General features: G+C 72.0%; 19 protein-coding genes. 9 read left to right on the top strand and 10 right to left on the bottom strand.

Translation table 11 applies throughout. The annotated features are described in order from the left end of the window. Window positions 1-198 precede the first annotated feature (198 nt). The 4 genes from IF37_RS45100 (at window position 199) to IF37_RS0134030 (ending at window position 2109) form a co-directional block, all read left to right on the top strand. The gene (locus IF37_RS45100) at window positions 199-375 is read left to right on the top strand and encodes a hypothetical protein (protein ID WP_030751801.1); all 177 of its coding nucleotides are present in this window, start codon (window positions 199-201) and stop codon (window positions 373-375) included. A 168-nt stretch (window positions 376-543) separates the two neighbouring features. Next, a complete protein-coding gene (locus IF37_RS0134020) occupies window positions 544-1026 on the top strand; it encodes a BlaI/MecI/CopY family transcriptional regulator (protein ID WP_079166017.1) in 483 nt (160 codons plus the stop codon). Between the two features lie 9 nt (window positions 1027-1035). Continuing rightward, window positions 1036-1569 carry an amino-acid N-acetyltransferase gene (locus IF37_RS0134025; RefSeq protein WP_030751805.1) on the top strand — a complete coding sequence of 178 codons (534 nt, stop codon included), beginning with the start codon at window positions 1036-1038 and terminating at the stop codon, window positions 1567-1569. Between the two features lie 204 nt (window positions 1570-1773). Then, a complete protein-coding gene (locus IF37_RS0134030) occupies window positions 1774-2109 on the top strand; it encodes an Lsr2 family protein (RefSeq protein WP_030751806.1) in 336 nt (111 codons plus the stop codon). Here IF37_RS0134030 and IF37_RS46715 read toward each other — a convergent pair. Next, on the bottom strand, window positions 2088-3284 hold the full coding sequence (locus tag IF37_RS46715) for an SCO3374 family protein (RefSeq protein WP_367647143.1): 1197 nt from the start codon (window positions 3282-3284) through the stop codon (window positions 2088-2090). The genes IF37_RS0134030 and IF37_RS46715 overlap by 22 nt on opposite strands. Before the next feature lie 258 nt (window positions 3285-3542). Between IF37_RS46715 and IF37_RS0134040 the strand changes: the two genes are divergently transcribed. Beyond that, window positions 3543-6068: an ATP-dependent Clp protease ATP-binding subunit gene (locus IF37_RS0134040; protein WP_030751808.1), complete on the top strand. Its 2526-nt coding sequence runs from the start codon at window positions 3543-3545 to the stop codon at window positions 6066-6068. A 63-nt stretch (window positions 6069-6131) separates the two neighbouring features. Here IF37_RS0134040 and IF37_RS0134045 read toward each other — a convergent pair whose 3' ends face one another. Next, window positions 6132-8948, bottom strand: a complete 2817-nt coding sequence (locus IF37_RS0134045) for an NACHT domain-containing NTPase (RefSeq protein WP_030751810.1) — start codon at window positions 8946-8948, stop codon at window positions 6132-6134. Between the two features lie 487 nt (window positions 8949-9435). Here IF37_RS0134045 and IF37_RS0134050 point away from each other — a divergent pair, with 487 nt between their 5' ends. Further along, complete coding sequence (locus IF37_RS0134050; RefSeq protein WP_030751812.1) at window positions 9436-9987, top strand: M23 family metallopeptidase; 552 nt, start codon at window positions 9436-9438, stop codon at window positions 9985-9987. A gap of 13 nt (window positions 9988-10000) precedes the next feature. Here the strand turns inward: IF37_RS0134050 and IF37_RS0134055 are convergent, their stop codons facing one another. Then, the gene (locus IF37_RS0134055) at window positions 10001-10600 is read right to left on the bottom strand and encodes a TetR/AcrR family transcriptional regulator (RefSeq protein ID WP_030751814.1); all 600 of its coding nucleotides are present in this window, start codon (window positions 10598-10600) and stop codon (window positions 10001-10003) included. Between the two features lie 127 nt (window positions 10601-10727). Here IF37_RS0134055 and IF37_RS0134060 point away from each other — a divergent pair, with 127 nt between their 5' ends. Beyond that, window positions 10728-12299: an MDR family MFS transporter gene (locus tag IF37_RS0134060; protein ID WP_030751816.1), complete on the top strand. Its 1572-nt coding sequence runs from the start codon at window positions 10728-10730 to the stop codon at window positions 12297-12299. A 113-nt stretch (window positions 12300-12412) separates the two neighbouring features. Here the strand turns inward: IF37_RS0134060 and cseC are convergent, their stop codons facing one another. From cseC to IF37_RS0134085, 5 genes are all read right to left on the bottom strand, one after another. Beyond that, on the bottom strand, window positions 12413-13765 hold the full coding sequence (cseC, locus tag IF37_RS0134065; RefSeq protein WP_030751817.1) for a two-component system sensor histidine kinase CseC: 1353 nt from the start codon (window positions 13763-13765) through the stop codon (window positions 12413-12415). 13 nt (window positions 13766-13778) lie between these two features. Beyond that, window positions 13779-14480: a two-component system response regulator CseB gene (gene cseB / locus IF37_RS0134070; protein WP_030751819.1), complete on the bottom strand. Its 702-nt coding sequence runs from the start codon at window positions 14478-14480 to the stop codon at window positions 13779-13781. A gap of 37 nt (window positions 14481-14517) precedes the next feature. Next, window positions 14518-15117, bottom strand: coding sequence for a hypothetical protein (locus IF37_RS0134075; protein WP_037857730.1), 600 nt, complete (start codon window positions 15115-15117; stop codon window positions 14518-14520). Between the two features lie 41 nt (window positions 15118-15158). Next, window positions 15159-15698, bottom strand: a complete 540-nt coding sequence (locus tag IF37_RS0134080) for a SigE family RNA polymerase sigma factor (RefSeq protein ID WP_030751823.1) — start codon at window positions 15696-15698, stop codon at window positions 15159-15161. 272 nt (window positions 15699-15970) lie between these two features. Then, entirely contained in the window at window positions 15971-16846 is an 876-nt protein-coding gene (locus IF37_RS0134085) for an A/G-specific adenine glycosylase (protein WP_030751825.1), read from the bottom strand. 180 nt (window positions 16847-17026) lie between these two features. Here IF37_RS0134085 and IF37_RS0134090 point away from each other — a divergent pair, with 180 nt between their 5' ends. After that, window positions 17027-17878 carry a hypothetical protein gene (locus tag IF37_RS0134090; RefSeq protein WP_030751827.1) on the top strand — a complete coding sequence of 284 codons (852 nt, stop codon included), beginning with the start codon at window positions 17027-17029 and terminating at the stop codon, window positions 17876-17878. A 233-nt stretch (window positions 17879-18111) separates the two neighbouring features. On the opposite strand, the gene disA is transcribed toward IF37_RS0134090, so the two are convergent. Beyond that, window positions 18112-19236 carry a DNA integrity scanning diadenylate cyclase DisA gene (gene disA / locus IF37_RS0134095; protein ID WP_030751830.1) on the bottom strand — a complete coding sequence of 375 codons (1125 nt, stop codon included), beginning with the start codon at window positions 19234-19236 and terminating at the stop codon, window positions 18112-18114. Between the two features lie 80 nt (window positions 19237-19316). After that, window positions 19317-20726, bottom strand: coding sequence for a DNA repair protein RadA (radA, locus tag IF37_RS0134100; RefSeq protein ID WP_030751833.1), 1410 nt, complete (start codon window positions 20724-20726; stop codon window positions 19317-19319). Window positions 20727-20947: 221 nt separating this feature from the next. Between radA and IF37_RS0134105 the strand changes: the two genes are divergently transcribed. After that, the coding region (locus IF37_RS0134105; protein WP_030751836.1) for a hypothetical protein at window positions 20948-22602 on the top strand (1655 nt) is incomplete at its 3' end.

Here is a 22602-nt window from a genome sequence, read left to right on the forward strand (position 1 = left end):
GTCCCGCCCCGCCGCCGTCCCGCCCCGCCGCCGTCCCGCCCCGCCGCCGTCGCGTGCGGGCGCGTGCGTCCGTGGCCGTCCGCGATCGGGGTCCGGGGCGAGGGTTCCGCGCGCCGGAGGGTGACATTCGGGGCGACGGGGGCGTGCTGGGCGCACCCCGCCCCTTTCGCCCGGGCCCGCGTGGCTACTCTGGAGGGCATGGACTACGTCTCCGCGCTCGTGCCCCCGGTCGTCATGGCCGTGTTCTTCATCGGTGTGGTCAGGGTGATCGTGAAGACCCAGGGCGGTGCCGCCAAGGCCAAGGAGGACGCGGCCGTCGACGCCGCCCTCGCCCGCGTGGAGGCCGGACCCGAGAGCCCCGCCGCAGGCGCCTGACCCGCCCCGGGCGCGCATGCCGCGCCCCCGGGCGGCCCCGGCCCGTTCCGAGCCGTACGGCTCGCCGGCGCCTCGCACCGCACTGCCGTACGTCCTTTTTGTGCGCGTTTGCCCCCGTAGTGCACGTTCGGCACGCCATTGCCGGGATCTCCCACTATTGTCTGAGCTGTGCCTCGCCCATTGGGAGAACTCGAAGACGCGGTCATGACGCGGGTGTGGAAGTGGAACCGCCCGGTGACCGTTCGAGAAGTCCTGGAAGACCTCCAGCGGGAACGCTCCATCGCGTACACCACCGTCATGACGGTTTTGGACAATCTCCATCAGAAGGGCTGGGTGCGCCGTGAGGCGGAAGGCCGGGCCTATCGATATGAGGCCGTGTCGACTCGCGCCGCGTACGCCGCCGCCCTGATGAACGACGCCTGGACGCAGAGCGACAACCCGGCCGCCGCACTCGTCGCCTTCTTCGGCATGATGAGCGAGGAACAGCGCCAGGCCCTCAGGGACGCCGTACGCATCGTCCAGGGGCCGGAAGAAACCCGGGAAGCCCCCGAACCCCGGCAACAGGCGGCCCCGGAACCCCGGCAACAGGAAGCCCCCGAAGCCGGGCGACAGGAGAACCCCGGCTCGGCAGAGGACGCGGGCGGACGATAGCGTCCGCTCATGTCAGCGATGCGTCCCGAAGTCTCCGCAAAAGCCATCACCGTCCGGCGGGCCAGGACCAGCGATGTCCCGGCCGTCCGCCACCTCCTCGATGCCTACGTCCGTGACCGCATCCTGCTCGACAAAGCCACGGTCACGCTTTACGAGGACATCCAGGAGTTCTGGGTCGCCGAACGCGACGACAACGCCGAGGTGGTCGGCTGCGGTGCGCTCCACGTCATGTGGGAGGACCTGGCGGAAGTCCGCACTCTGGCGGTGAAGCCCGGCCTCAAGGGGGCCGGCGTCGGACATCAGTTGCTGGAGAAGTTGCTCGAGACCGCGCGCTGGCTCGGCGTTCGACGGGTTTTCTGTCTGACCTTCGAAGTGGACTTCTTCGGGAAGCACGGCTTCGTGGAGATCGGCGAGACCCCGGTCGACACCGATGTGTACGCCGAGCTGATGCGTTCCTATGACGAGGGCGTCGCCGAGTTCCTCGGTCTCGAACGAGTGAAGCCGAACACCTTGGGCAACAGTCGGATGCTTCTGCATCTGTGATCGTCATTGCCCCGGTGCCCTATGTCCGAAACGCGCATGTTTCCGGACGCGGGCGGTCCGCCGGGTCTTGCCCGAGGGTTTGTGTTTTTCCGGCAAAAGCGGTTTGCTTTCCGACGTAACGCAGTACTGCATATAACAGGGGCGGCGAAACGGCGGACGCCGCAGACCCCCTGACCCTCAACGTTATCGATGAAAGGAATTGCGGTGGCACAGAAGGTTCAGGTCCTTCTTGTCGACGACCTCGACGGCGGCGAGGCGGACGAGACGGTGACGTTCGCGCTGGACGGCAAGACGTACGAGATCGATCTCACGACTGCCAATGCGGACAAGCTGCGCGGCCTTCTTGATCCCTATGTGAAGGGCGGGCGCCGTACCGGCGGCCGTGCCTCGGGTGGGCGTGGAAAGGCGCGCGCCGCTTCCGGCGGCAACCAGGACACCGCGGCGATCCGCGCCTGGGCCAAGGAGAACGGTTACGAGGTCAACGACCGCGGCCGGGTTCCCGCGTCGATCCGCGAGGCTTACGAGAAGGCCAACGGCTGATCCAGCCGGTCGACGGGATGTCCGGCGCGGGCGCGCCGAAGCAGGACCCGGTGACAGTGCGCTGCCACCGTGTCCACCAGTCGTACGAGATCGGGGGCGCTTCCCTCGCGCCCCACGGCCGGTGCGGCCGTCCTGCCCGGCATGCCGGGCATGGCCGGCAGCGAGGTCTCGGCCTCGTGTCCCGGCCCGGGGGGCCGCAGCCAGACGGCGGCCCCCTGCGCGGACAGGGCCCGCGCGGACGCCGCTCCCACGGGAGCGGCCGGCGGGGTGCCGGCCCGCGCCGATCCGGCCCGTAGCGGCCCTTCGCACCCCTGCCCGGCGGCATCGGGCCGCACGACGGCCCCGAAGCCCCCTGGGGCGGCTTCCAGAGCCCTTACGGCCCCAAAGCCTTCTGCGGTGGCCCGCAGAGCCTCCGTGGCCCCAAGCTCACCCGCGGCGGACCCGAGAGTCCCCGCCGCCCCCGGGCCCCCTGCGCTGGCGGTACCGGCTGTACCGGCCCCCGGAACCCCCGCGCTCCCAGGCCGTGCGCCGACCGGGCCGTACGCCCCCGCGGGCGGTGGCGGAGCCTCCAGGGTGTCCCCCGCGCCCAGGGCCCTCATGTCCAGCGCCACGGCGCCCCACTCCAGCCAGTCCAGGAGTCCGGGCAGCTCGTCCGCGCTGCCCGGGGCCACCAGCAGCTCCATCCGGTCGCCCCGGAGGACCACCGGGGACCCCGCCGCGAGATGCCGGAGCGCCCCCGCGCCCGCCTCGGCCGGCACGTCCAGCACGTCGAACCGCACCCCCAGGCGCAGCCGCAGCGGCCGTCCGGGCACTGTCGGCCAGCCCAGATCGTTCTCGTACCAGTGCCGGGCCGGCGCGTCCGGGCCGGCGGCGGGAGCACCGGCCGCCGGGGCGCCCCGGCCGAGGGACCGGCGGGGAAGGGGAACCGTGGACGAGGGGGACGAGGGGGACGAAGGGGACGAAGGAGACGTGGGGATCGCAGACGTGGGGACCGAGCCAACCATGACAAGGGCAACCGTCCGAATGGCACAAGGGTTACGCTGGGTGCCGCGTCGGCTGCGCACGGTGCCGGTTCGGGGGGCATGTGGGGGTCCGGGGAGGTACGAGGTTGTTCGCCCATAGCGGAGGGAACCGGGGCGCGCGGCATGGAGTGTCAGTCCCCGCGGGTAAGACATGCCTAGTGGGAGGGGGCGACACGCAGGACGGGCCGTCTCACGTTCGCCATCGGCGTACTGGCGAGTGGGGTAACTACCTGGCCTGCGGGAACATCGTCTCGCACCATCGGGTTGGAGCAGATGTCGGCGTTCGGGGTCAGGAGGCCATCACGGTGTCGGCAGTTGGAATGAGCGGTCCCCGCTTGCGGGACTAAGCTGCGGAAGGACAGGGAGGGGAAGTTCCCCCCACTGCCTGACCGCTCTGAGGAGCGATTAACGATGTTCGAGAGGTTCACCGACCGCGCGCGGCGGGTTGTCGTCCTGGCTCAGGAAGAAGCCCGGATGCTCAACCACAACTACATCGGCACCGAGCACATCCTCCTGGGTCTCATCCACGAGGGCGAAGGTGTCGCCGCTAAGGCCCTGGAGAGCCTCGGCATTTCGCTTGAGGCGGTCCGTCAGCAGGTGGAGGAGATCATCGGCCAGGGCCAGCAGGCCCCGTCCGGCCACATCCCCTTCACCCCCCGTGCCAAGAAGGTCCTGGAGCTGTCGCTCCGCGAGGCCCTTCAGCTGGGCCACAACTACATCGGCACGGAGCACATCCTGCTCGGCCTGATCCGTGAGGGCGAGGGCGTCGCCGCCCAGGTCCTGGTCAAGCTGGGTGCAGACCTCAACCGGGTGCGGCAGCAGGTCATCCAGCTGCTCTCCGGTTACCAGGGCAAGGAGACCGCCACCGCGGGCGGCCCGGCCGAGGGCACGCCCTCGACCTCTCTCGTCCTGGACCAGTTCGGCCGGAACCTCACCCAGGCCGCTCGTGAGTCCAAGCTCGACCCGGTCATCGGGCGCGAGAAGGAGATCGAGCGGGTCATGCAGGTGCTGTCCCGCCGTACCAAGAACAACCCGGTCCTGATCGGTGAGCCCGGCGTCGGCAAGACCGCCGTCGTCGAGGGCCTCGCCCAGGCCATCGTCAAGGGCGAGGTGCCCGAGACGCTCAAGGACAAGCACCTCTACACGCTGGACCTCGGCGCCCTGGTCGCCGGCTCCCGCTACCGCGGTGACTTCGAGGAGCGCCTGAAGAAGGTGCTCAAGGAGATCCGCACCCGCGGCGACATCATCCTGTTCATCGACGAGCTGCACACGCTGGTCGGTGCGGGTGCCGCCGAGGGCGCCATCGACGCGGCGAGCATCCTCAAGCCGATGCTGGCCCGCGGTGAGCTCCAGACCATCGGTGCGACCACCCTGGACGAGTACCGCAAGCACCTGGAGAAGGACGCGGCCCTGGAGCGCCGCTTCCAGCCCATCCAGGTCGCCGAGCCGTCCCTGCCGCACACGATCGAGATCCTCAAGGGCCTCCGCGACCGGTACGAGGCGCACCACCGCGTCTCCATCACGGACGAGGCCCTGGTCCAGGCGGCCACCCTGGCCGACCGGTACATCTCGGACCGCTTCCTGCCGGACAAGGCGATCGACCTGATCGACGAGGCCGGTTCCCGGATGCGCATCCGCCGGATGACCGCTCCGCCGGACCTGCGCGAGTTCGACGAGAAGATCGCCGGTGTCCGCCGGGACAAGGAGTCCGCGATCGACTCGCAGGACTTCGAGAAGGCCGCCTCCCTGCGCGACAAGGAGAAGCAGCTCCTCGCCGCGAAGGCGAAGCGGGAGAAGGAGTGGAAGGCCGGCGACATGGACGTCGTCGCCGAGGTCGACGGCGAGCTGATCGCCGAGGTCCTCGCCACGGCCACCGGCATCCCGGTCTTCAAGCTGACCGAGGAGGAGTCCAGCCGCCTGCTCCGCATGGAGGAGGAGCTGCACAAGCGGGTCATCGGCCAGACCGACGCCGTCAAGGCGCTGTCGAAGGCGATCCGCCGTACGCGCGCGGGTCTGAAGGACCCGAAGCGTCCGGGTGGTTCGTTCATCTTCGCCGGCCCGTCCGGTGTGGGTAAGACCGAGCTGTCCAAGGCGCTCGCCGAGTTCCTCTTCGGTGACGAGGACGCGCTGATCTCCCTCGACATGTCGGAGTTCAGCGAGAAGCACACGGTGTCGCGTCTCTTCGGTTCGCCTCCCGGTTACGTGGGCTACGAAGAGGGCGGCCAGCTGACCGAGAAGGTCCGCCGCAAGCCGTTCTCCGTCGTCCTCTTCGACGAGGTCGAGAAGGCCCACCCGGACATCTTCAACTCGCTGCTCCAGATCCTGGAGGACGGTCGTCTGACCGACTCCCAGGGCCGGGTCGTGGACTTCAAGAACACGGTCATCATCATGACGACCAACCTCGGCACGCGGGACATCTCCAAGGGCTTCAACCTCGGCTTCGCCGCCTCGGGTGACACGAAGACCAACTACGAGCGCATGAAGAACAAGGTCTCGGACGAGCTGAAGCAGCACTTCCGTCCCGAGTTCCTCAACCGCGTCGACGACGTGGTCGTCTTCCCGCAGCTGACGCAGGCGGACATCCTGAGGATCGTCGACCTGATGATCAGCAAGGTGGACGAGCGCCTGAAGGACCGGGACATGGGCATCGAGCTCTCCCAGTCCGCCAAGGAGCTGCTGGCCAAGAAGGGTTACGACCCGGTGCTGGGCGCGCGTCCGCTGCGCCGCACGATCCAGCGCGAGGTCGAGGACACGCTCTCGGAGAAGATCCTCTTCGGCGAGCTGCGTCCCGGTCACATCGTGGTCGTGGACACCGAGGGCGAGGGCGACGCCGCCACCTTCACCTTCCGGGGTGAGGAGAAGTCGGCGCTGCCGGACGTCCCGCCGATCGAGCAGGCGGCCGGCGGTGCCGGGCCGAACCTGAGCAAGGACGCGTAAGCGTCCGGCGAGTCGACCGACCGAAGGGGCCGGTGCCTTCCGGGCACCGGCCCCTCCGGGCTTTCAGGGCGAGACCACTTTCACCTCGGCCTGCGGGAACAGGGAGGCGTAGGGAAAGTCGGACGGCCTGCGATCGCGCCGCAGACCCAGCAGCACCGACCGCAGTCCCGGCATCCGCGCCGCGAGGGCGCGGAGGTCCTCGACGCTGCCGGTCCCGAACACCCGAAGCCTTGTGACGTGCGGCAGTTCAGGCAGGTCCGCGAGGACGTCCGCGCCGCTCAGGTACAGGTCGAGCGAGCGCAGACTCGTCCAGTGCTCCAGCCCGCGCAGCCCCGTGGGATCGCCGCCGCAGTCCAACACCAGCCGGTTCAGCGGGAGTGCGGACAGGTGGTGCAGGCCCGTCGCGGCCGGACACTCGATCAGCTCCAGCTCGCGCAGCGAGGTGAGCGCCGACAGGGCCGCCAGATCGGTGAGCGCCGGGTTCCGCCGCAGCCTGAGTTCCGTCACCGTGCCGGGGTCCGGCAGGGCGGCCAGGATGTCCTCACCGGTGTGCGCGCCCGAGAGCTGGAGGTGCTGCCAGGGCCGCATCCGGGCCAGTGCCTCGAGCTCCTCCGCGTCCCGGCAGGCCAGCACCAGGTCCGTCCGGTCCAGATGGTCCAGCACCTCGGCCGCGTACGTCCTGGTGTCGAAGCGCCCCCAGGTGCCCACGAGCTGCCGCCGCACCCGCAGATCGGGGTGCTCCCGGAAGCGCCGCAGCACGGCCAGCGCTCCCTCCGGCTCCTCGTCCGCGAGGAGCGAGGCGGTGACCGCCACCGCGTGCGCCGTCTCGGGCGTCAGCCCCTCGGGCCCAGGCAGCAGTTCCAGCACCAGCGGTCCCGCCTCCGCCAGGGCCCGGGCGCCCTCCGTCGAACGCGGGGGGACCAGGCTGGCCGCCCGTGACTCGACCGCCGCCCGCACCGCCGGATCGAGCGCCGTCGCGTGCTCCAGGCAGGCCAGCGCCAGCAGGGTGAGCCGAGGGGTGTCACGGTCCAGCAACTGCCGTAGCAGCGCCGCCCGTTCCCGGGGCCGGGCGTGCGCCACCGCCATCCGCACGACGTCCTCCCACTGGGTGTCGTCGGCGTGGCTGACCAGGACGTCCAGATGGCCCTCCGCGACGGCGTACCGGGCGCCCAGGTAGTCCTGGAAGGTGCGGTGCACGAAGTCCACGACGCCCTCGGCCGGCCGGCGCAGCAGTCCGCTGCGCAGGAGCAGTGACCGGAGGACGGTCGCGGCGTCACCCTGCCCCGCCGCCGGACCGACCGCCGGCAGGCACCGCTCCACGATCCCCTCGGCCGTGTCGGCGTCCATCTCCGTCCGCCCGCTCAGCACCAGCGCGTACGCCAGCCGCTGCAACAGCTCCAGCTGGGCCTCCTCACCCGGCTCGGCGCCCATCCCGCGCTCCCGGTCCCGCCGGGCCAGCAACATCGTCAGGGCGGCGTCGTACAGCTCCTTGCGGCCGGTGGGGAGGTAGCCGCGGCGGTCCCGGTGCAGGGCGCAGATCAGACCGCACATCAGGGGGTTGGTGGCCAGCCTGGCCAGGTCGCGCTTGGTGCGCAGGGAGTCCAGGAGGGGGCCCTCGTACTCGGGTGCCCGCGCGGCCGCGTGCCAGCGGTGGACGAAGGTCGCCACCTCCGGGCGGCGCATCGGGGCCAGGGTCAGTTCCCGGAACCCCTCCTCGGCCAGCCAGTCGGGGCGTACGGCGGTCGGGCGGGAGGTCAGGAGCCAGTCGTTGCCCGGGTAGGCGGTGAGCAGGGAGCGCAGCCAGTCACGGGTGCGGTTGCGGTCGGCGGCCGGTATCTCGTCCAGGCCGTCCACCAGGACCAGGCCCCGCCCGGCCGTCAGCACGCGGTCGGCCCAGCCCTCCGGCGGGGTCAGCGGGCAGCTCACCGCCTTCAGGAAGTCGGCCGGGGCGGGGAGCGGGCCGGTGCGGATCAGGGTGCGCAGGGGGAGGACGCAGGGGACGCGGTGGCCGTCGCGGGCGGCGGTGACCGCCAGCCACTGCACCAGCGTCGTCTTGCCGGAGCCGGCGTCGCCGCGCAGCAGCACGCGGGAACCGGCGGCGAGCGCCTCCTCGGCGGGCATCCTGCCCGGGGTGAGCGGCGGATGCTCGCCGCCGCCCCGCGCGGTGTCCTCCGCCTCGGCCGCCTCCAGGCTCAGATAGGCGACTTCGAGGGGCCAGCGGTCGGGGGAGTCGCGCAGGTCGATGCCATAGATGGTGATGTGGTTGTGGTGGTCGGCGACGTAGGGCAGGTAGCGGCGCTCGAAGGCGAGGTCCAGTGCGTCCGGGCGGGGGATGCGGGCGATCAGCTCGTCGGTCTTCGCGATCAGTTCCCGCTGGGCCCTGACCTGCTCCACCAGGGTCCGGGCCACGAAGGTGGAGCGGCGGGTGAAGAACTCCAGGATGTGCAGGCAGGCCCACTGGGTCGCCGAGTCCAGGAAGGCGGTGGCGTCGGCGGACAGGCCGTCCGGGGGCGGGGCGTGACGGTGGAGCAGTCGTGCCAGGTCCCGGCTGCCGAGCCGTACGGCCTGTACGTCGTCCATGTCCAGGTCGCCGAGGGCGAGCAGCCGGCCGGTCAGCGCGTCGGTGACGGCCGTCTCCTCGTCGGGCGGGAAGGGACGTTCGCCCGGGGAGGCCACGGCCCGCGCCACCAGGCGGCCGGCGAGGACGCGCACCTCCTTCTCGCCCAGGGTCCGCTTCTCGCCCCTGAACGACACCAGTGCCGACAGCCGCACCGGTCCGTCGACCAGTCCCGCGCCCGGTCCGTCCTGCGCGAACAGCTTCTTCACCAGCGGACCGATCAAGCCGGAGGCCAGCTTGCCACCCAGTACGGCCGGTTCCATCCGCCACCCCCCCCGTGTGCGTACGACGTACGGAGGGAGCCTAGCCAGTGCGCTCGGCGCGCGTGACGACGACCGCGACGACCGCCCGCTGAGGCAGACGCCAGGGGAACCGTGGGGTTACTGGACGGTAGGCGGCCAGCGGCCTGGGTCACATTCCCCGGGTTTCCGGCCGGGGCGCCCGGTGATAAGCAGCACAGGCCGGAAACCGCCTACTAGCTGACATAGTGAGCGGAAATAGATGGATAAAACGGACTTTCACCGATAAAGGACCCCAAGGTAAAACCCGTCGTCAGGGGTGGTGTCCCTCGGCCGGGACGGGTGTCAAGAGGTGGTTGGTTTTGTACGCACCTACTACTTGACGCCGTAGATGGGCCCTTTGTCGGTTCTCGGGGTGCTCGGTTACCAAGGGATGGCCGCACCGGCCGGACCCCCTCGTGGACGTCCGTACGCCGGGTGGTGAATCCGTCTCCGAGTTCACGAGGTCCCGATGTTCCGACGCTTCACGTCCCGCTCCGCTCGTACGTCCTCGCACCGCAACCGCGTGGCCGTCCTGGCTGCCGGTCTCGGCGCCACGGCCGTGCTGGGCACCGGGGTCGCGAGCGCCGCCACCGCGTCCGCCACCTCCTGGGTCGACCCGGTGCACAAGTACACGCTCTCCGCCGGCTTCATGCAGGCCGGCAGCCACTGGGTCGCCAAGCACAGCGGCCAGGACTTCGCCGTGCCGACCGGCACCGAGGTCGTCGCCGCACACGGCGGCACCGTCGTCAAGGCCGGCGGGAACGGTGCCGGCGACGGTCCGGCGTACGGCAACGCCGTCGTCATCCAGCACGGCAACGGCACGTACTCGCAGTACGCGCACCTGTCCCGGATCGACGTCAAGGTCGGCCAGGTGGTGCGGACCGGCCAGCACATCGCGCTGTCCGGCTCCACCGGCAACTCCACCGGCCCCCACCTGCACTTCGAGATCCGCACCACCCCGAACTACGGCTCCGCCGTCGACCCGGTCGCGTTCCTGCGCTCCCACGGCGTGACCGTCTGACCCGGGGGGTCCGCTAACCCTTCCCGCCGGCGTGCTCGTGCGCCTGCCGGATCAGGTCCAGGGCGACTTCGAGAACGGCCTCGCGCTTCTTCTCGGAGTCGCCTTCGAGGTCCTGCATCACGAACATGCCGGCGTGCAGCGTGAACATGGCGCTGACCGAGCGCACCTGGTCCACCAGCTCCGCCTCCGGGTTGATGAGGATGTCCCGCAGGCCGCGCATCCGGTCCTTGAAGGTGTCGCCGATGCGCAGTTCGCGCACCGTCGCCTGGTTCTCCTGCATGAAGCGGAAGAGCGGCTCCGCGCCCGCGAGCGCCTCGCTGTAGCGGCGGACGATCTCCTGCTTGGTCTCCAGGGTGTGCGGCTGCCCCCTGCCCCACTCGATCAGTTCCTCGATCGGCTGCGTCAGGTCCTCGAAGAGGCTGACGATGATCTCTTCCTTCGTCTTGAAGTGGTAGTACAGGGCCGCCTTCGTGACGTCGAGGCGCTCGGCGATCTCCCGCAGGGAGGTCTTCTCGTAGCCCTGCTCCGCGAAGAGTTCGAGCGCCACGTCCTGGATGCGCTGGCGGGTGTTGCCGCGGCGCTGCTGCTTGGTGCCGTCCATGGTGACGCCCATCCTCGTACTCCTCGCGCTCCGCGGAAACTTACTTGACGCCCGGCTAGTTGGCCGTCTACCTTCCCAGTGTAGTGATAACTAGCCGGGCGGCAAGTAAGTAACCGTCGCAGGGGGAAACGGGAAGACGATGGCGGACACGGTCGAAAACATAAAAGAGGGCAAGCGGCCCAGAAGCGTGCGAGTAGTACTCCTCGCACTCATGATCGCGATGATGCTCGCGATGCTCGACAACATGATCGTCGGTACGGCGATGCCCACGATCGTGGGCGAACTGGGCGGGCTGGAGCACCTCTCCTGGGTCGTCACCGGCTACACCCTGGCCACCGCCGCCTCCACCCCGATCTGGGGCAAGGTCGGCGACATGTACGGGCGCAAGGGAGCCTTCCTCAGCTCCATCGTGATCTTCCTGATCGGCTCGGCGCTGAGCGGCATGGCGCAGGACATGGGCCAGCTGATCGGGTTCCGGGCCGTGCAGGGTCTCGGCGCCGGCGGCCTCATGGTCGGCGTCATGGCGATCATCGGCGACCTCGTGCCGCCGCGGGAGCGGGGCAGGTACCAGGGCATGATGGCCGGCGTCATGGCGCTGGCGATGATCGGCGGACCGCTCGTCGGCGGCACCATCACCGACAACTGGGGCTGGCGCTGGGCCTTCTACATCAACCTGCCGCTGGGCGCGGTCGCCCTCGCGCTGGTCACCGCCGTACTGCACCTGCCGAGGAAGCGGTCCAAGGCGGGCATCGACTACCTGGGCGTCGTCCTGCTGACCGTCGGCATCACCGCCATCGTGCTGGTCACCACCTGGGGCGGCACGGAGTACGCCTGGACCTCCGCGCGGATCATGGAGCTGACCGGCATCGGCGTGGCCGCGCTGATCGGGTTCGTGTTCTGGCAGACCAGGGCCGCCGAGCCGGTGCTGCCGCTGCACATCTTCCGGAGCCTCAACTTCACCCTGATGTCGGTCATCGGCTTCATCACCGGCTTCGTGATGTTCGGCGCCACCCTGTTCCTGCCGCTCTACCAGCAGTCGGTGCAGGGCGCCTCGGCGACCAACTCCGGTCTGCTGCTGCTGCCGATGCTCGGCGCGATGCTCGTGACCTCGATGGTGGCCGGCCGGGTCACCACCAACAGCGGCCGCTACAAGGTCTTCCCGATCGCGGGCGGCGTGCTGATGATCATCGGCCTGTATCTGCTGTCGACGATGGACACCGGCACGACGCGGCTGACGTCCGGCGTCTACATGGCCGTGGTCGGCGCCGGCATGGGCTGCCTGATGCAGATCACCATGCTGGTCGCGCAGAACAGCGTGGAGATGAAGGACATGGGCGTGGCGTCCTCGTCCACCACCCTGTTCCGTACGCTCGGCTCCTCCTTCGGTGTCGCCATCATGGGCGCGCTGTTCAACCACCGCGTCCAGGACGTGATGGCGGAGCGGGCCGGCGCGCTGGGCGCGAACGTCACCGAGAGGTCCGCGCAGCTCGACGCGGCGAGCCTGGCCAAGCTGCCGGCGGCGGCCCGCGAGGCGTACCAGCACGCGGTGTCCGCGGGAACGCACTCCGCGTTCCTGCTGGGTGCCGCCGTCTCGGTGCTGGTGCTGATCGCGGCGCTGTTCGTCAAGGAGGTACCGCTGAAGGGCGGCCCGCAGCAGGGCTCCGCGGACGGTGCCGACGCGGCGCCGGCGGCGATGGCCGACGCCGTCTGAGTTCCGTCCGCGTCCGAAGGCCCCGGGGTGTCCGCCGCCGGGGCCTTCGGCCGTTCCCCGGCCGGTCCCGGCCGTTGCGCGGACCGTGGGCGGGGGCCGGTCACGGTGGCCGGCTAGCCGCTCCCGGACACGGGCAGCATCGGGTAGCTGCCCGTGTTGGTCGGTGCGTGCTCCGGCAGCCACAGGACGGCCACCGCGCCCTCCGCGGGAACGTGGGCGGGCGCGCCCGCGGGCCGTACGTTGCGGAAGGTGAGCCGGGCACCGAGCACCCGCGCCTGGCCGGCCGCGATGGTCAGCCCCAGCCCATGGCCCTGCCCGGACCGGTCCATGCTGCCGGTGCGGAACCGGCTCGGCCCCTCGGCCAGCAGCTCCTCGGGGAAGCCGGGGCCGTGGTCGCGGACCCGGATGACCCGGCCCTCCACGGTGACCTCGATCGGCGGCCGGCCGTGCCGCGCGGCATTGGCGAGCAGGTTGAACAGCACCCGCTCCAGCCGCCGCGGATCGGTGGTGACCTCCGACTCGTGCACCACCCGTACGGTGATCCCCGGGTCCTTGGCCGCCACCCGGCGCGAGACGAACTCGCCCAGCAGGAGGTCCTGGAGTTCCGCCCGCTCCGAGGCACTGTCCAGCCGGGCCACCTCCAGCACGTCCTCGACCAGCGTGCGCATCGCCTTCGCCCGGTCCAGCACCAGTTCCGTGGGCCGGCCGGGCGGCAGCAGCTCGGCGGCCGTCAGCAGACCGGTCACCGGGGTGCGCAGCTCGTGCGCGATGTCGGCGGTGACCCGCCGCTCGGCCTCCAGACGCTGGCGCAGCGCGTCCGCCATGGCGTCCACCGCCCGCGCCAGATCGTCGGTCTCGTCCCGTACGACGCCGCCGATGGCCGCCCGCACCCGGACGTCGGTCTCGCCCTTGGCGACCTGGTTCGCGGCGGCCGCCGCCTTGCGCAGCCGGCGGGAGAGCTGGCCGCCGATCAGCACGCCCAGCGCGCTGCCGCCGAGCACGACCGCGACCGAACCGATGACCAGGGCCTGGTCCAGGTCCTTCATCATGTCGGTGCTGCGGTCCGGCATGTGGAGGTGCACGGACAGCACGTGCCCGTCCTTCACCGGTACGGCCGCCCAGATGTCGGGGATGCCACCGCGCTGGGAGACGTCACTGGCCCGGCGGCCCCGCTCGACGCTTGCGCGCAGCGCGGCCGGCAGGTGCGGGTCGTCGACCTTGACGTACGGGAACACCGGTCCCCGGTTCAGCTCGTAGTTGCGCTGGGCCAGCAGCAGGCGGTCGTTGGCCAGTTCGCGCGCGTTGTCCAGCATCGAGACGCGGGCCGCGTTGTGCACGACCAGGCTCAGCGCGATCGCCACCAGACCGGCCACCAGCGCGATGGCCGCGCTCAGCTTCCACCGGAGCCCGGTGCGCAGGCCCGCGTCCTCCACCCGGCGGACCGGATGCCGAAGAATCCCCCGCATACCGTCGCCCCGCTCAGGCCTTCAGCTTGTAGCCGAAGCCGCGGACCGTCTCGATCCGGTCCTGGCCGATCTTCTGCCGCAGCCGCTGCACATGCACGTCGACGACCCGCGTGTCCCCGCCCCAGCCGTAGTCCCACACGCGCTCCAGCAGCTTGTCGCGGGAGAGCACGGAGCCCGGCGCCGAGGAGAACTCCAGCAGCAGCCGCATCTCGGTCGGGGTCAGCGCCACCGGCTGCCCGGACCGGCGCACCTCCATGCCGTCGGTGTCGATCTCCAGCTCCCCGAAGGTGAGCGTGCCGGCGACCGCGGCCGTGGACTCCTCCGCCTGCGCGGTCCCGCCGGCGTGCCCGAACCGGCGCAGCACCGCGCGGATCCGGGCGACCAGCACGGCACCGTCGAACGGCTTGGTCACGTAGTCGTCGGCGCCCGCCTCCAGACCGAGGACGACGTCGATGGAGTCGGCGCGCGCGGACAGCATGATCACCGGCACGGTCGACTCGTCCCGGATCCGCCGGCACAGGCTGACCCCGTCCAGGCCCGGCACCATGACGTCCAGCAGGGCGATGTCGGGCCGGTTCGCCCGGAACGCCGCCAGGCCCGACAGGCCGTCGGGCATCGCGGTGACCGCGAAGCCGTCCCGCTCCAGGGCGAGCTGGGTGGCTTCGCGGATGACGTCGTCGTCCTCGACGAACAGGACGTGGGTCTGGTCTGCCATCCCGGTGCTCTCAGTCCTCGTGTGTGCGTGTGGGGGATCAGTTCTCCGGCACGGGCCGCGGGCTCGGGCCGACGGACTTGCTGTACTCGTTGCGGGTGGGTTTCCCCGGGACGAATCGTCCCGCCCGCCAGGTGTAGGGCGTCACGATGTCACCGGACGGGCTGGAGATCGGGTCGTCCTGCTCGTAGTACTGCCTGGTCACCGACAGGGTGCCTTGGTCGATCTCCGCGTAGACCGGGGACTCCTCGGTCTTGAAGACGTTCTTGAACACACCGCCGTCGTCCCGGTACACGTACGAGCCGATACCCACCCAGTCCGCGCAGGTCATCACGTTGATGACGACGTCGTCCACCGGGGCGTCGGTGAGATCGGCGTACGACACGTCGACCTGGTAGTTGTCGCCGTCGCACGGCTTCAGCTCGCGTTTGACCGCCCCCGACACGGCGGGGTCGCCCTTCAGCAGCGCCACGGCGTCGACCCGGCGGTACTTGCCGACGACGCTGGGCGACGGGGAGGCGCCGGCCGCCGCCACCGCCGAGGCGTGCGCCGGTCCCTCGTCCCGGGCGCCGGTGCCCCCGCTGCCGCACGCGGCGACGAAAAGGAGGAGGGCGGCGAGCGCGGCCCCCACCGCGATCACCGCCTGTGAACTGCTACGGGCCTGTTCGGGCCCGGCCCCGGTCAGGCCGCGCAACGCTCCCGCTCCTCACGCTCCAGCGCGCGTGCGTCCAGATCGCGGGCCTCCAGCTCCTCCCGGAGCCGGGCGAGCGCCCGGTGCAGCGTGCTCTTGACCGTTCCCGCCGACATGCCGAGGGCGGCGGCCGTCTCCTCTGTGGACATCTGCTCCCAGTGTCGCAGCACCACGACACTGCGCTGCTTCGGTGCGAGCACCTTCATGACGTCCATCAGCAGGGCCCGGTCGGCGTGCTGCTCGGTGGAGTCGTCCACGGAGGCGTCCGGCAGCTGCTCGGTGGGCACCTCCTCCAGCTTGCGCGCCCGCCACCACTCGGTCCGCGTGTTGATCATGACCCGGCGCAGATAGGCGTCGGCGAGGCGCTTGTCGGCGATGCCCTCCCAGCGGCCGTACGTCCGCACCAGCGCGGTCTGGAGCAGGTCCTGGGCGTCGACCGGGTCCGGGACCAGCCGGCGGGCGCTGCGCAGCAGCGCGTCCTGCCGGGTGCGGACGTACTCCTCGAATTCGAGCACCTCGCCCTGCGCCATGATCAACCGCCTCCGTTCCCCGTCGCTTCCGGCTCGTGCCCGAAGTCCCGCCGTCCCCACGCCCGGTGGTCCGCCGGGCACGGGGAAGAAGTTACGGAGCGGTTGTCACGGCGCTGTGCGGACCAGCCTGCGGCTGGCAATCGGCTATCCGTCGGTTGTGTAACGGACGAGGGAACGGGGTAAAGCGAACAGTCCACTTGTCCGGGTATGGGGTGAATTGCCCGGCTGGATGGTCTGTAACGGAGGTCGTGGGACTGTGAGGTGGCTGTGCGTCAGCCGAGCGGCAGCCGGTACAGACCGCCGGGCAGCGGCTCCACCAGACCGTCCGAGACCAGCCCGTCGAGAGCGCGCGCCCGCTGCACCGGCTCGTGCCACACCCGGTCCAGCGCCGCCTGCGGCACCGGTGTGTGGGCCTCCCGCAGCACGGCCAGCAGCTTGCCGCGCACCTGCCGGTCCGTACCCGCGTACGTCTGCCCGCGGCGCGGCGGTCCCGCGTGCTCCGGCTTGCCCGCGAGCCGCCAGGCGCACTGCGCGGCGATCGGACACCGCTGGCAGCCCTCGTTCTTCGCCGTGCACACCAGCGCGCCCAGCTCCATCGAGGCGGCGGCCCAGCGCGCGGCGGTCCGCTCGTCCTGCGGCAGCAGCTCCCGGGCCAGGCGCCGCTCGGCGGCCGTGGTGGCGTTCGGCGGGTACTGCACACCCGTCACCGCCCGCGCGAGGACCCGGCGGACGTTGGTGTCCAGCACCGCGTGCCGCTGCCCGTAGGCGAAGGAGGCCACCGCGGCGGCCGTGTACTCGCCGATGCCGGGCAGTGCCAGCAGCTGCCCGTGGTCCGTCGGTACGTCCCCGCCGTGCCGCTCCGTTATGGCGACCGCGGCGCCGTGCAGCCGCAGGGCGCGGCGCGGGTAGCCGAGCCGGCCCCAGGCGCGCACCGCCTCGCCCGGCGCCTCCTTCGCCAGGTCGGCCGGGCGCGGCCAGCGGGCCAGCCACTCCTCGTAGACGGGGAGCACCCGGTTCACCGGGGTCTGCTGGAGCATGAACTCGCTGACCATCACGCCCCACGGGCCCGCTTCCGGGCGGCGCCAGGGGAGGTCGCGGGCATGGGCGTCGAACCAGTCGATCACAGGGGCGTGCAGCATCTCAGTCATGGCCCTTCCGATCCTGCCACGGGTTGCCGGGCGGCAGGCGTGACGGCACGGTCACCCAGCGTGCGGAAAGGTGAAGGGCGGTACCGCCCATGGAAGTTACCGGAATGATGATCCGGAAAAGTTGGCGGCGACGCGGCGGGGGACGCGAGCGCGTGCGCCGATCTCTCGTAGAGTTTGCGCGTGGGATCTCTGCGCAATCCGATCGGGCCGCTTCCCTCCACCATCTACTGGCGCCGGAGGGTCGTACTGCTGTCCCTGCTCGCCGTGTTGGCGCTGGTGATCACGTGGATCGTCACCGCCGGCGGCGGGGGCGGCAAGAAGAGCGCGAACGGGTCCGACGGCAAGAACCCCACGCACACCATCACCCCGGGACCGACCCCGTCCGGTTCCGCGATCAGCCAACACCCGGGCGGGCGCGACGAGTCGGGCGGCGGGGGCTCCGGTGACGGCGGCTCCGGCTCCGGCTCGGGCGGGGACGGTGGTTCGGCGGAGTCGGGCGCGGACTCCGGCGGGACCTCCGGGGCCTTGGGGTCTCCCGGTTCCGGTGACGGTCCGGGCGGTGGTTCGGGCGCCGGTTCCGGTGGTGCCGCCGTCGCCGCGGGCGACGCGCTCCCGGCGTCCTCCACACTGCCCGAGTGCACGTCGGCCGCGGTGGCGTTGAGCCTGCGCAGCCTGCACAACTCCTACTCGCCGGACCAGACGCTGACGTTCCAACTCATCGCCCGGAACCGCTCGTCGGCCGACTGCAAGGTCGATCTCGGGCCGAAGAACGCGGTGTTGACGATCACTCCGGCCGACGGTGACGACGCGTACTGGTCGTCGGCCGACTGCCCCAAGGGCGCGGGAAGCCTGGACTTCCGGGTGCCGGCCGGTCAGAGCATCACGTACACCGTGAAGTGGGACCGCAAGCCGAGCGCGGCCCACTGCGAGACCCCGCCCGCCGGCTCGGCCAAGGCGGGCACGTACCTGCTGGAGGCCAAGACGCCGGGGTACGGCAAGACGCAGGCGTCGTTCGTCCTGTCCGCGGACTAGCGGGTTACCTCCGGGACGGGACGGACCCGGGCTGAATCCGAAGGCGGGACGAATCCGGGCTGAATCCGAAGCCGGGACGGCCGGGCTGATCCGGAGGGGACGCCCGGAATCCCGACGGTCCGTGCCGGGCGGGTCCGGGCCGCGTCCCGAAGGGGCGCGGGGAACCGTGCCGTGTCGCGGGGCCGTGGGACCGCTCGCCCGGACCGGACGCCGGGCACCCGGCGCCGCCGCGGTCAGACGTACCGCTCCAGGATGGAGGACTCGGCCAGCCGCGACAGGCCCTCCCGCACGCTGCGCGCCCGGGCCTCGCCCACGCCGTCCACGGCCTGGAGATCGTCCACGCTCGCGGCCAGCAGCTTCTGCAAGCCGCCGAAGTGCTCCACCAGCCGGTCGATGATCGCGCCCGGCAGCCGCGGGACCTTCGCCAGCAGACGGAAGCCGCGCGGCGACACCGCCGAGTCCAGCGTCTCGGGAGACCCGGTGTAGCCCAGCGCACGCGCCACCGTGCCCATTTCGAGCAGCTCCGCGTGGGTCAGCGCGTCCAGCTCGGCCAGCGCCTCCTCGACCGTGCGCGAACGCTTCGCCGTCGGCTCGGGCACGTAGTCCCGGACGACCAGCTCACGGTCGGGCTCCACCCCGGCGATCAGCTCCTCCAGCTGGAGGGCGAGCAGCCGGCCGTCCGTGCCCAGCTCGACCACGTACTCGGCGATCTCGGTGGCGATGCGGCGCACCATCTCCAGCCGCTGCGCGACGGCCGAGACGTCCCGGACCGTCACCAGGTCCTCGATCTCCAGCGCCGACAGCGTGCCCGCGACCTCGTCCAGCCGCAGCTTGTACCGCTCCAGGGTCGCCAGCGCCTGGTTCGCCCGGGAGAGGATCGCCGCCGAGTCCTCCAGGACGCGCCGCTGGCCGTCCACGTAGAGGGCGATCAGGCGCATCGACTGGGAGACCGAGACGACCGGGAAGCCGACCTGCTTGCTCACCCGGTCCGCCGTGCGGTGCCGGGTGCCCGTCTCCTCGGTGGGGATCGTCGGGTCCGGGACCAGCTGGACGCCCGCGCGCAGGATCTTCGACAGGTCCGACGAGAGCACGATGCCGCCGTCCAGCTTGCACAGCTCCCGCAGCCGGGTGGCGGCGAACTCCACGTCCAGCACGAAACCACCCGTGCACATCGCCTCGACCGTCTTGTCCGAGCCGAGGACGATCAGCCCGCCGGTGTTGCCGCGCAGGACCCGCTCCAGGCCGTCGCGTAGCGGCGTGCCCGGTGCCACGGCGCTCAGCGAGGCGCGCATCAGGCGATCGGAACCGGCACTCCCACCGGACTTTCCGGGAGCTGCTGCCCGGTCGTTGGCTGCCACTGCACTCCTCCGGTCGCAGGTTCTGACGCGCTCCCGTTCCCGCACTCGGTTCGTACGGACGGGCGAGACCTGGGCAAAGTCTACCGGCGCTCTTCCGCCTCCCGTGGGGCCTCTCGGCGACGGGAGCGGGGCAGAACGCGCAGCGCGTCCCCCATGTCGGCGACTTCCAGGACCTTCATGCCGGGCGGCACCTTCCCCGGATCGGTCGGCACGAGCGCGTGCGTGAAGCCCAGCCGGTGCGCCTCGGAGAGCCTGCGCTGCACACCGGTCACCCGTCTGACCTCGCCCGCGAGTCCCACCTCGCCGATCGCCACCAGGTTCTTCGGCAGCGGGGTGTCACTGGCGGCGGAGGCGAGGGCGAGCGCGATGGCGAGGTCGGCGGCCGGCTCCGACAGCTTCACGCCGCCGACCGTCGCGGAGTAGATGTCCCGCTTGCCGAGCGCGCTGATCCGGCCGCGCTGCTCCAGCACGGCCAGCATCATCGACACGCGGGAGGTCTCCAGACCGGACGTCGTGCGGCGCGGGGAGGGGATCTGCGAGTCGACGGTGAGCGCCTGCACCTCGGCCACCAGCGGGCGGCGGCCCTCCAGGGTGACGGTCAGACAGGTGCCCGGCACCGGCTCCGCGCGCCGGGTCAGGAACAGGCCGCTGGGGTCGGCGAGGCCCGTGATGCCCTCGTCGTGCAGCTCGAAGCAGCCGACCTCGTCCGTCGCCCCGTACCGGTTCTTCACGCCCCGCACCAGGCGCAGCCGGGCGTGCCGGTCGCCCTCGAAGTGCAGGACGACGTCCACCAGGTGTTCCAGCAGGCGCGGTCCGGCGATGGCGCCGTCCTTGGTGACGTGGCCCACCAGCAGCGTGGACATGCCGCGTTCCTTGGAGGCGCGGATCAGGGCGCCGGCGACCTCCCGGACCTGGGCCATGCCACCGGGCGCGCCGTCGATCTCGGGCGAGGCGACCGTCTGCACCGAGTCGAGGATCAGCAGGGACGGCTTGACCTGGTCCAGGTGCCCGAGGACGGCGGCCAGGTCGGTCTCGGCGGCCAGGTACAGATGGTCGTCGAGCGCGCGGATGCGGTCGGCGCGCAGCCGCACCTGGCTCGCCGACTCCTCGCCGGTGACGTAGAGCGTGGGGTGCTCGGCGCTGGCGGACTTGGCGGCCACGTCCAGCAGCAGGGTGGACTTGCCGACGCCCGGCTCGCCGGCGAGCAGGACGACCGCGCCCGGCACGAGGCCGCCGCCGAGCACCCGGTCCAGCTCGGGCACGCCGGTGGAGCGGGCGGTGGCCTGCCGGCCGTCGACCTGGCCGATGGGCAGCGCGGAGCTGGTCACCCGGCCCGGCGCCGTGGTCCGCACCGCGGGCGCGCCGTACTCCTCGACCGTGCCCCACGCCTGGCACTCGGGGCAGCGGCCGAGCCACTTGGCCGTCTGCCAGCCGCACTCGGTGCAGCGGTAGGACGGGCGGTCCTTGGTGGTCTTGGTACGGGCAGCCATGCGGAAACCGTAGCCCGCGGCACTGACAACGGGACCGCGGGCCGGGGGCGCGGGCCCGGGACGCGCCCGCGGGCGAGCCCCTTCCGGCCACCACCCGCCGGGATACAGCCGCGGAACAAAGGGTTCCTGTCCCCTTATGAGGGATCGTTTCACCCGTACGGATTAAAAGTGCTCAAGGTTCCGGAAGGGGCACTCCACCGCCGCCTACGGTCGCACGGGTGATGAGCAGCAGTCCGGAGACGACCACCCGTACGACCGGCGCGCACCGGGCGCACCGCGCTGCGCGCGAAGCACGAGGCGAGGAACGGGGCGGGGTACGAGGCGAAGCGCGGGGCGAGGCGCGAGAGGCGAGGGAGGCGAGTGAGGCGAGTGAGGCGCGGGACCGCAACGCCGCGCGCGCCCTCGCCCGGCGCACGCCGGCGCGCTACGAGCCGTATCTGGACGGCCTGTTCACCTACTGTCTGTCGGTCCTGTGCGACCACGACGAGGCCACCGCCGTCCTCGGTGACGTCCTCGCCCTGGCCGAGCGGCGCGGCCACCGGGCTCCCGAGGCCCCCGGCGACCGCAGGGCCTGGCTGTACGCGCTGGCCCGCTGGGCGTGCCTGCGCAAGCTGGCCGCAGCCAAGCAGAAACGTCAGGCCACGCACGCGGCGGGCCGCACCGGGGCCCGGCCGTCGACGGCGCCGGCGCCGGGGCCGGGCGGAGGCGCCCCGGACCCGTCCCGCGACCCGGAGTCCGAGGAGCGGCGCCGGGAACTCGCCCTGCTGGCCTGGCCGGAGGCGGCCGGGACCACCCCCGAGCAGCGCGAGGCACTGGAACTCGCCGTGCGCCACCACCTCGCCGCCCACGAGGTCGCCGCCGTCCTCGGCAGGGAGCCCGCCGCCACCCGCGAGCTGCTCGCATCCGCCGCCTGCGAGGTCGAGCGCACCAGCGCGGCCCTCGCCGTGGTCCGGGCCGGCGGCTGCCCGAGCGTGGCGCACCTCACCGGCGACAGCCGGCTGGTCCTCGGCACGGCCCTGCGGCGCGAGCTGGTCCGGCACGTCGACGACTGTCCGCGCTGCCGCCGCACCGCCGAGCGCGCCGTCTCCGGCAACTGGCCCGGCGCCACGGTCACCCCCGCCGAGCTGCCCGTCCTCCAGGCCCCGCGCGCGGCCCTCGGCACCGCCCTGGCGCACCACCCGCGCGCGCGGGGCGCGGCCGTACCCCGCTTCGACCGGCGCGGCTTCCCGGTGGACCCCAAGGACCGCGCGGCCCGCCGCGAGCGGCTGCGCGCGCGTGCCGTCACGACGACCGTGGTCGCCACGGTCGTCGCCGCTCCGGTCCTCGCCCTCTGGGCCGCCTACCGGGGCGGACCGGCCGGGGACGACGGCCCCTCCGCGACCGCGCGCGAGACACAGGGCCCCGGCCTGCTCGGCGGCGGCCCGGCCGGCGACTACCGGAACGCGGGGAACGTCAGCGCGAAGCCGGGCCCCCGGACCGGCGGGGACGGCACGGCGGACGTCTCCGTGGAGGTGGTCAGCGTCGGCGGAGCGGACCGGAAGGGCGCGGGGCGGCTGGCCGTCGACGCCGCCAACGACGGCGACACCACCCTGATCACCCTCACGGCCTCCGGCGCGTCCGAGGTCCGCTGGTCGGTGTCCACACCGGCCGCCTGGCTCTACTTCAGCCGGTCCACCGGAACCCTCGGCCCCGGCCGGACGGTGACCGTCAAGGTGTACGTCGACCATCTGCGCGAGCCGTCCGGCCACTGGCGGGCGCGGGTGGCGGTGGCCCCGGCGGGCGCGGTGGTCACCATCGACGGCTACGGCGCGGCGCCGAGCCGCCCGACGCACCGCCCCCCGTCGGCCGGCCCCACCACCCCGGCCCCGCCCAGCAC

Source organism: Streptomyces sp. NRRL S-31 (assembly GCF_000718775.1).
GTDB lineage: Bacteria > Actinomycetota > Actinomycetes > Streptomycetales > Streptomycetaceae > Streptomyces.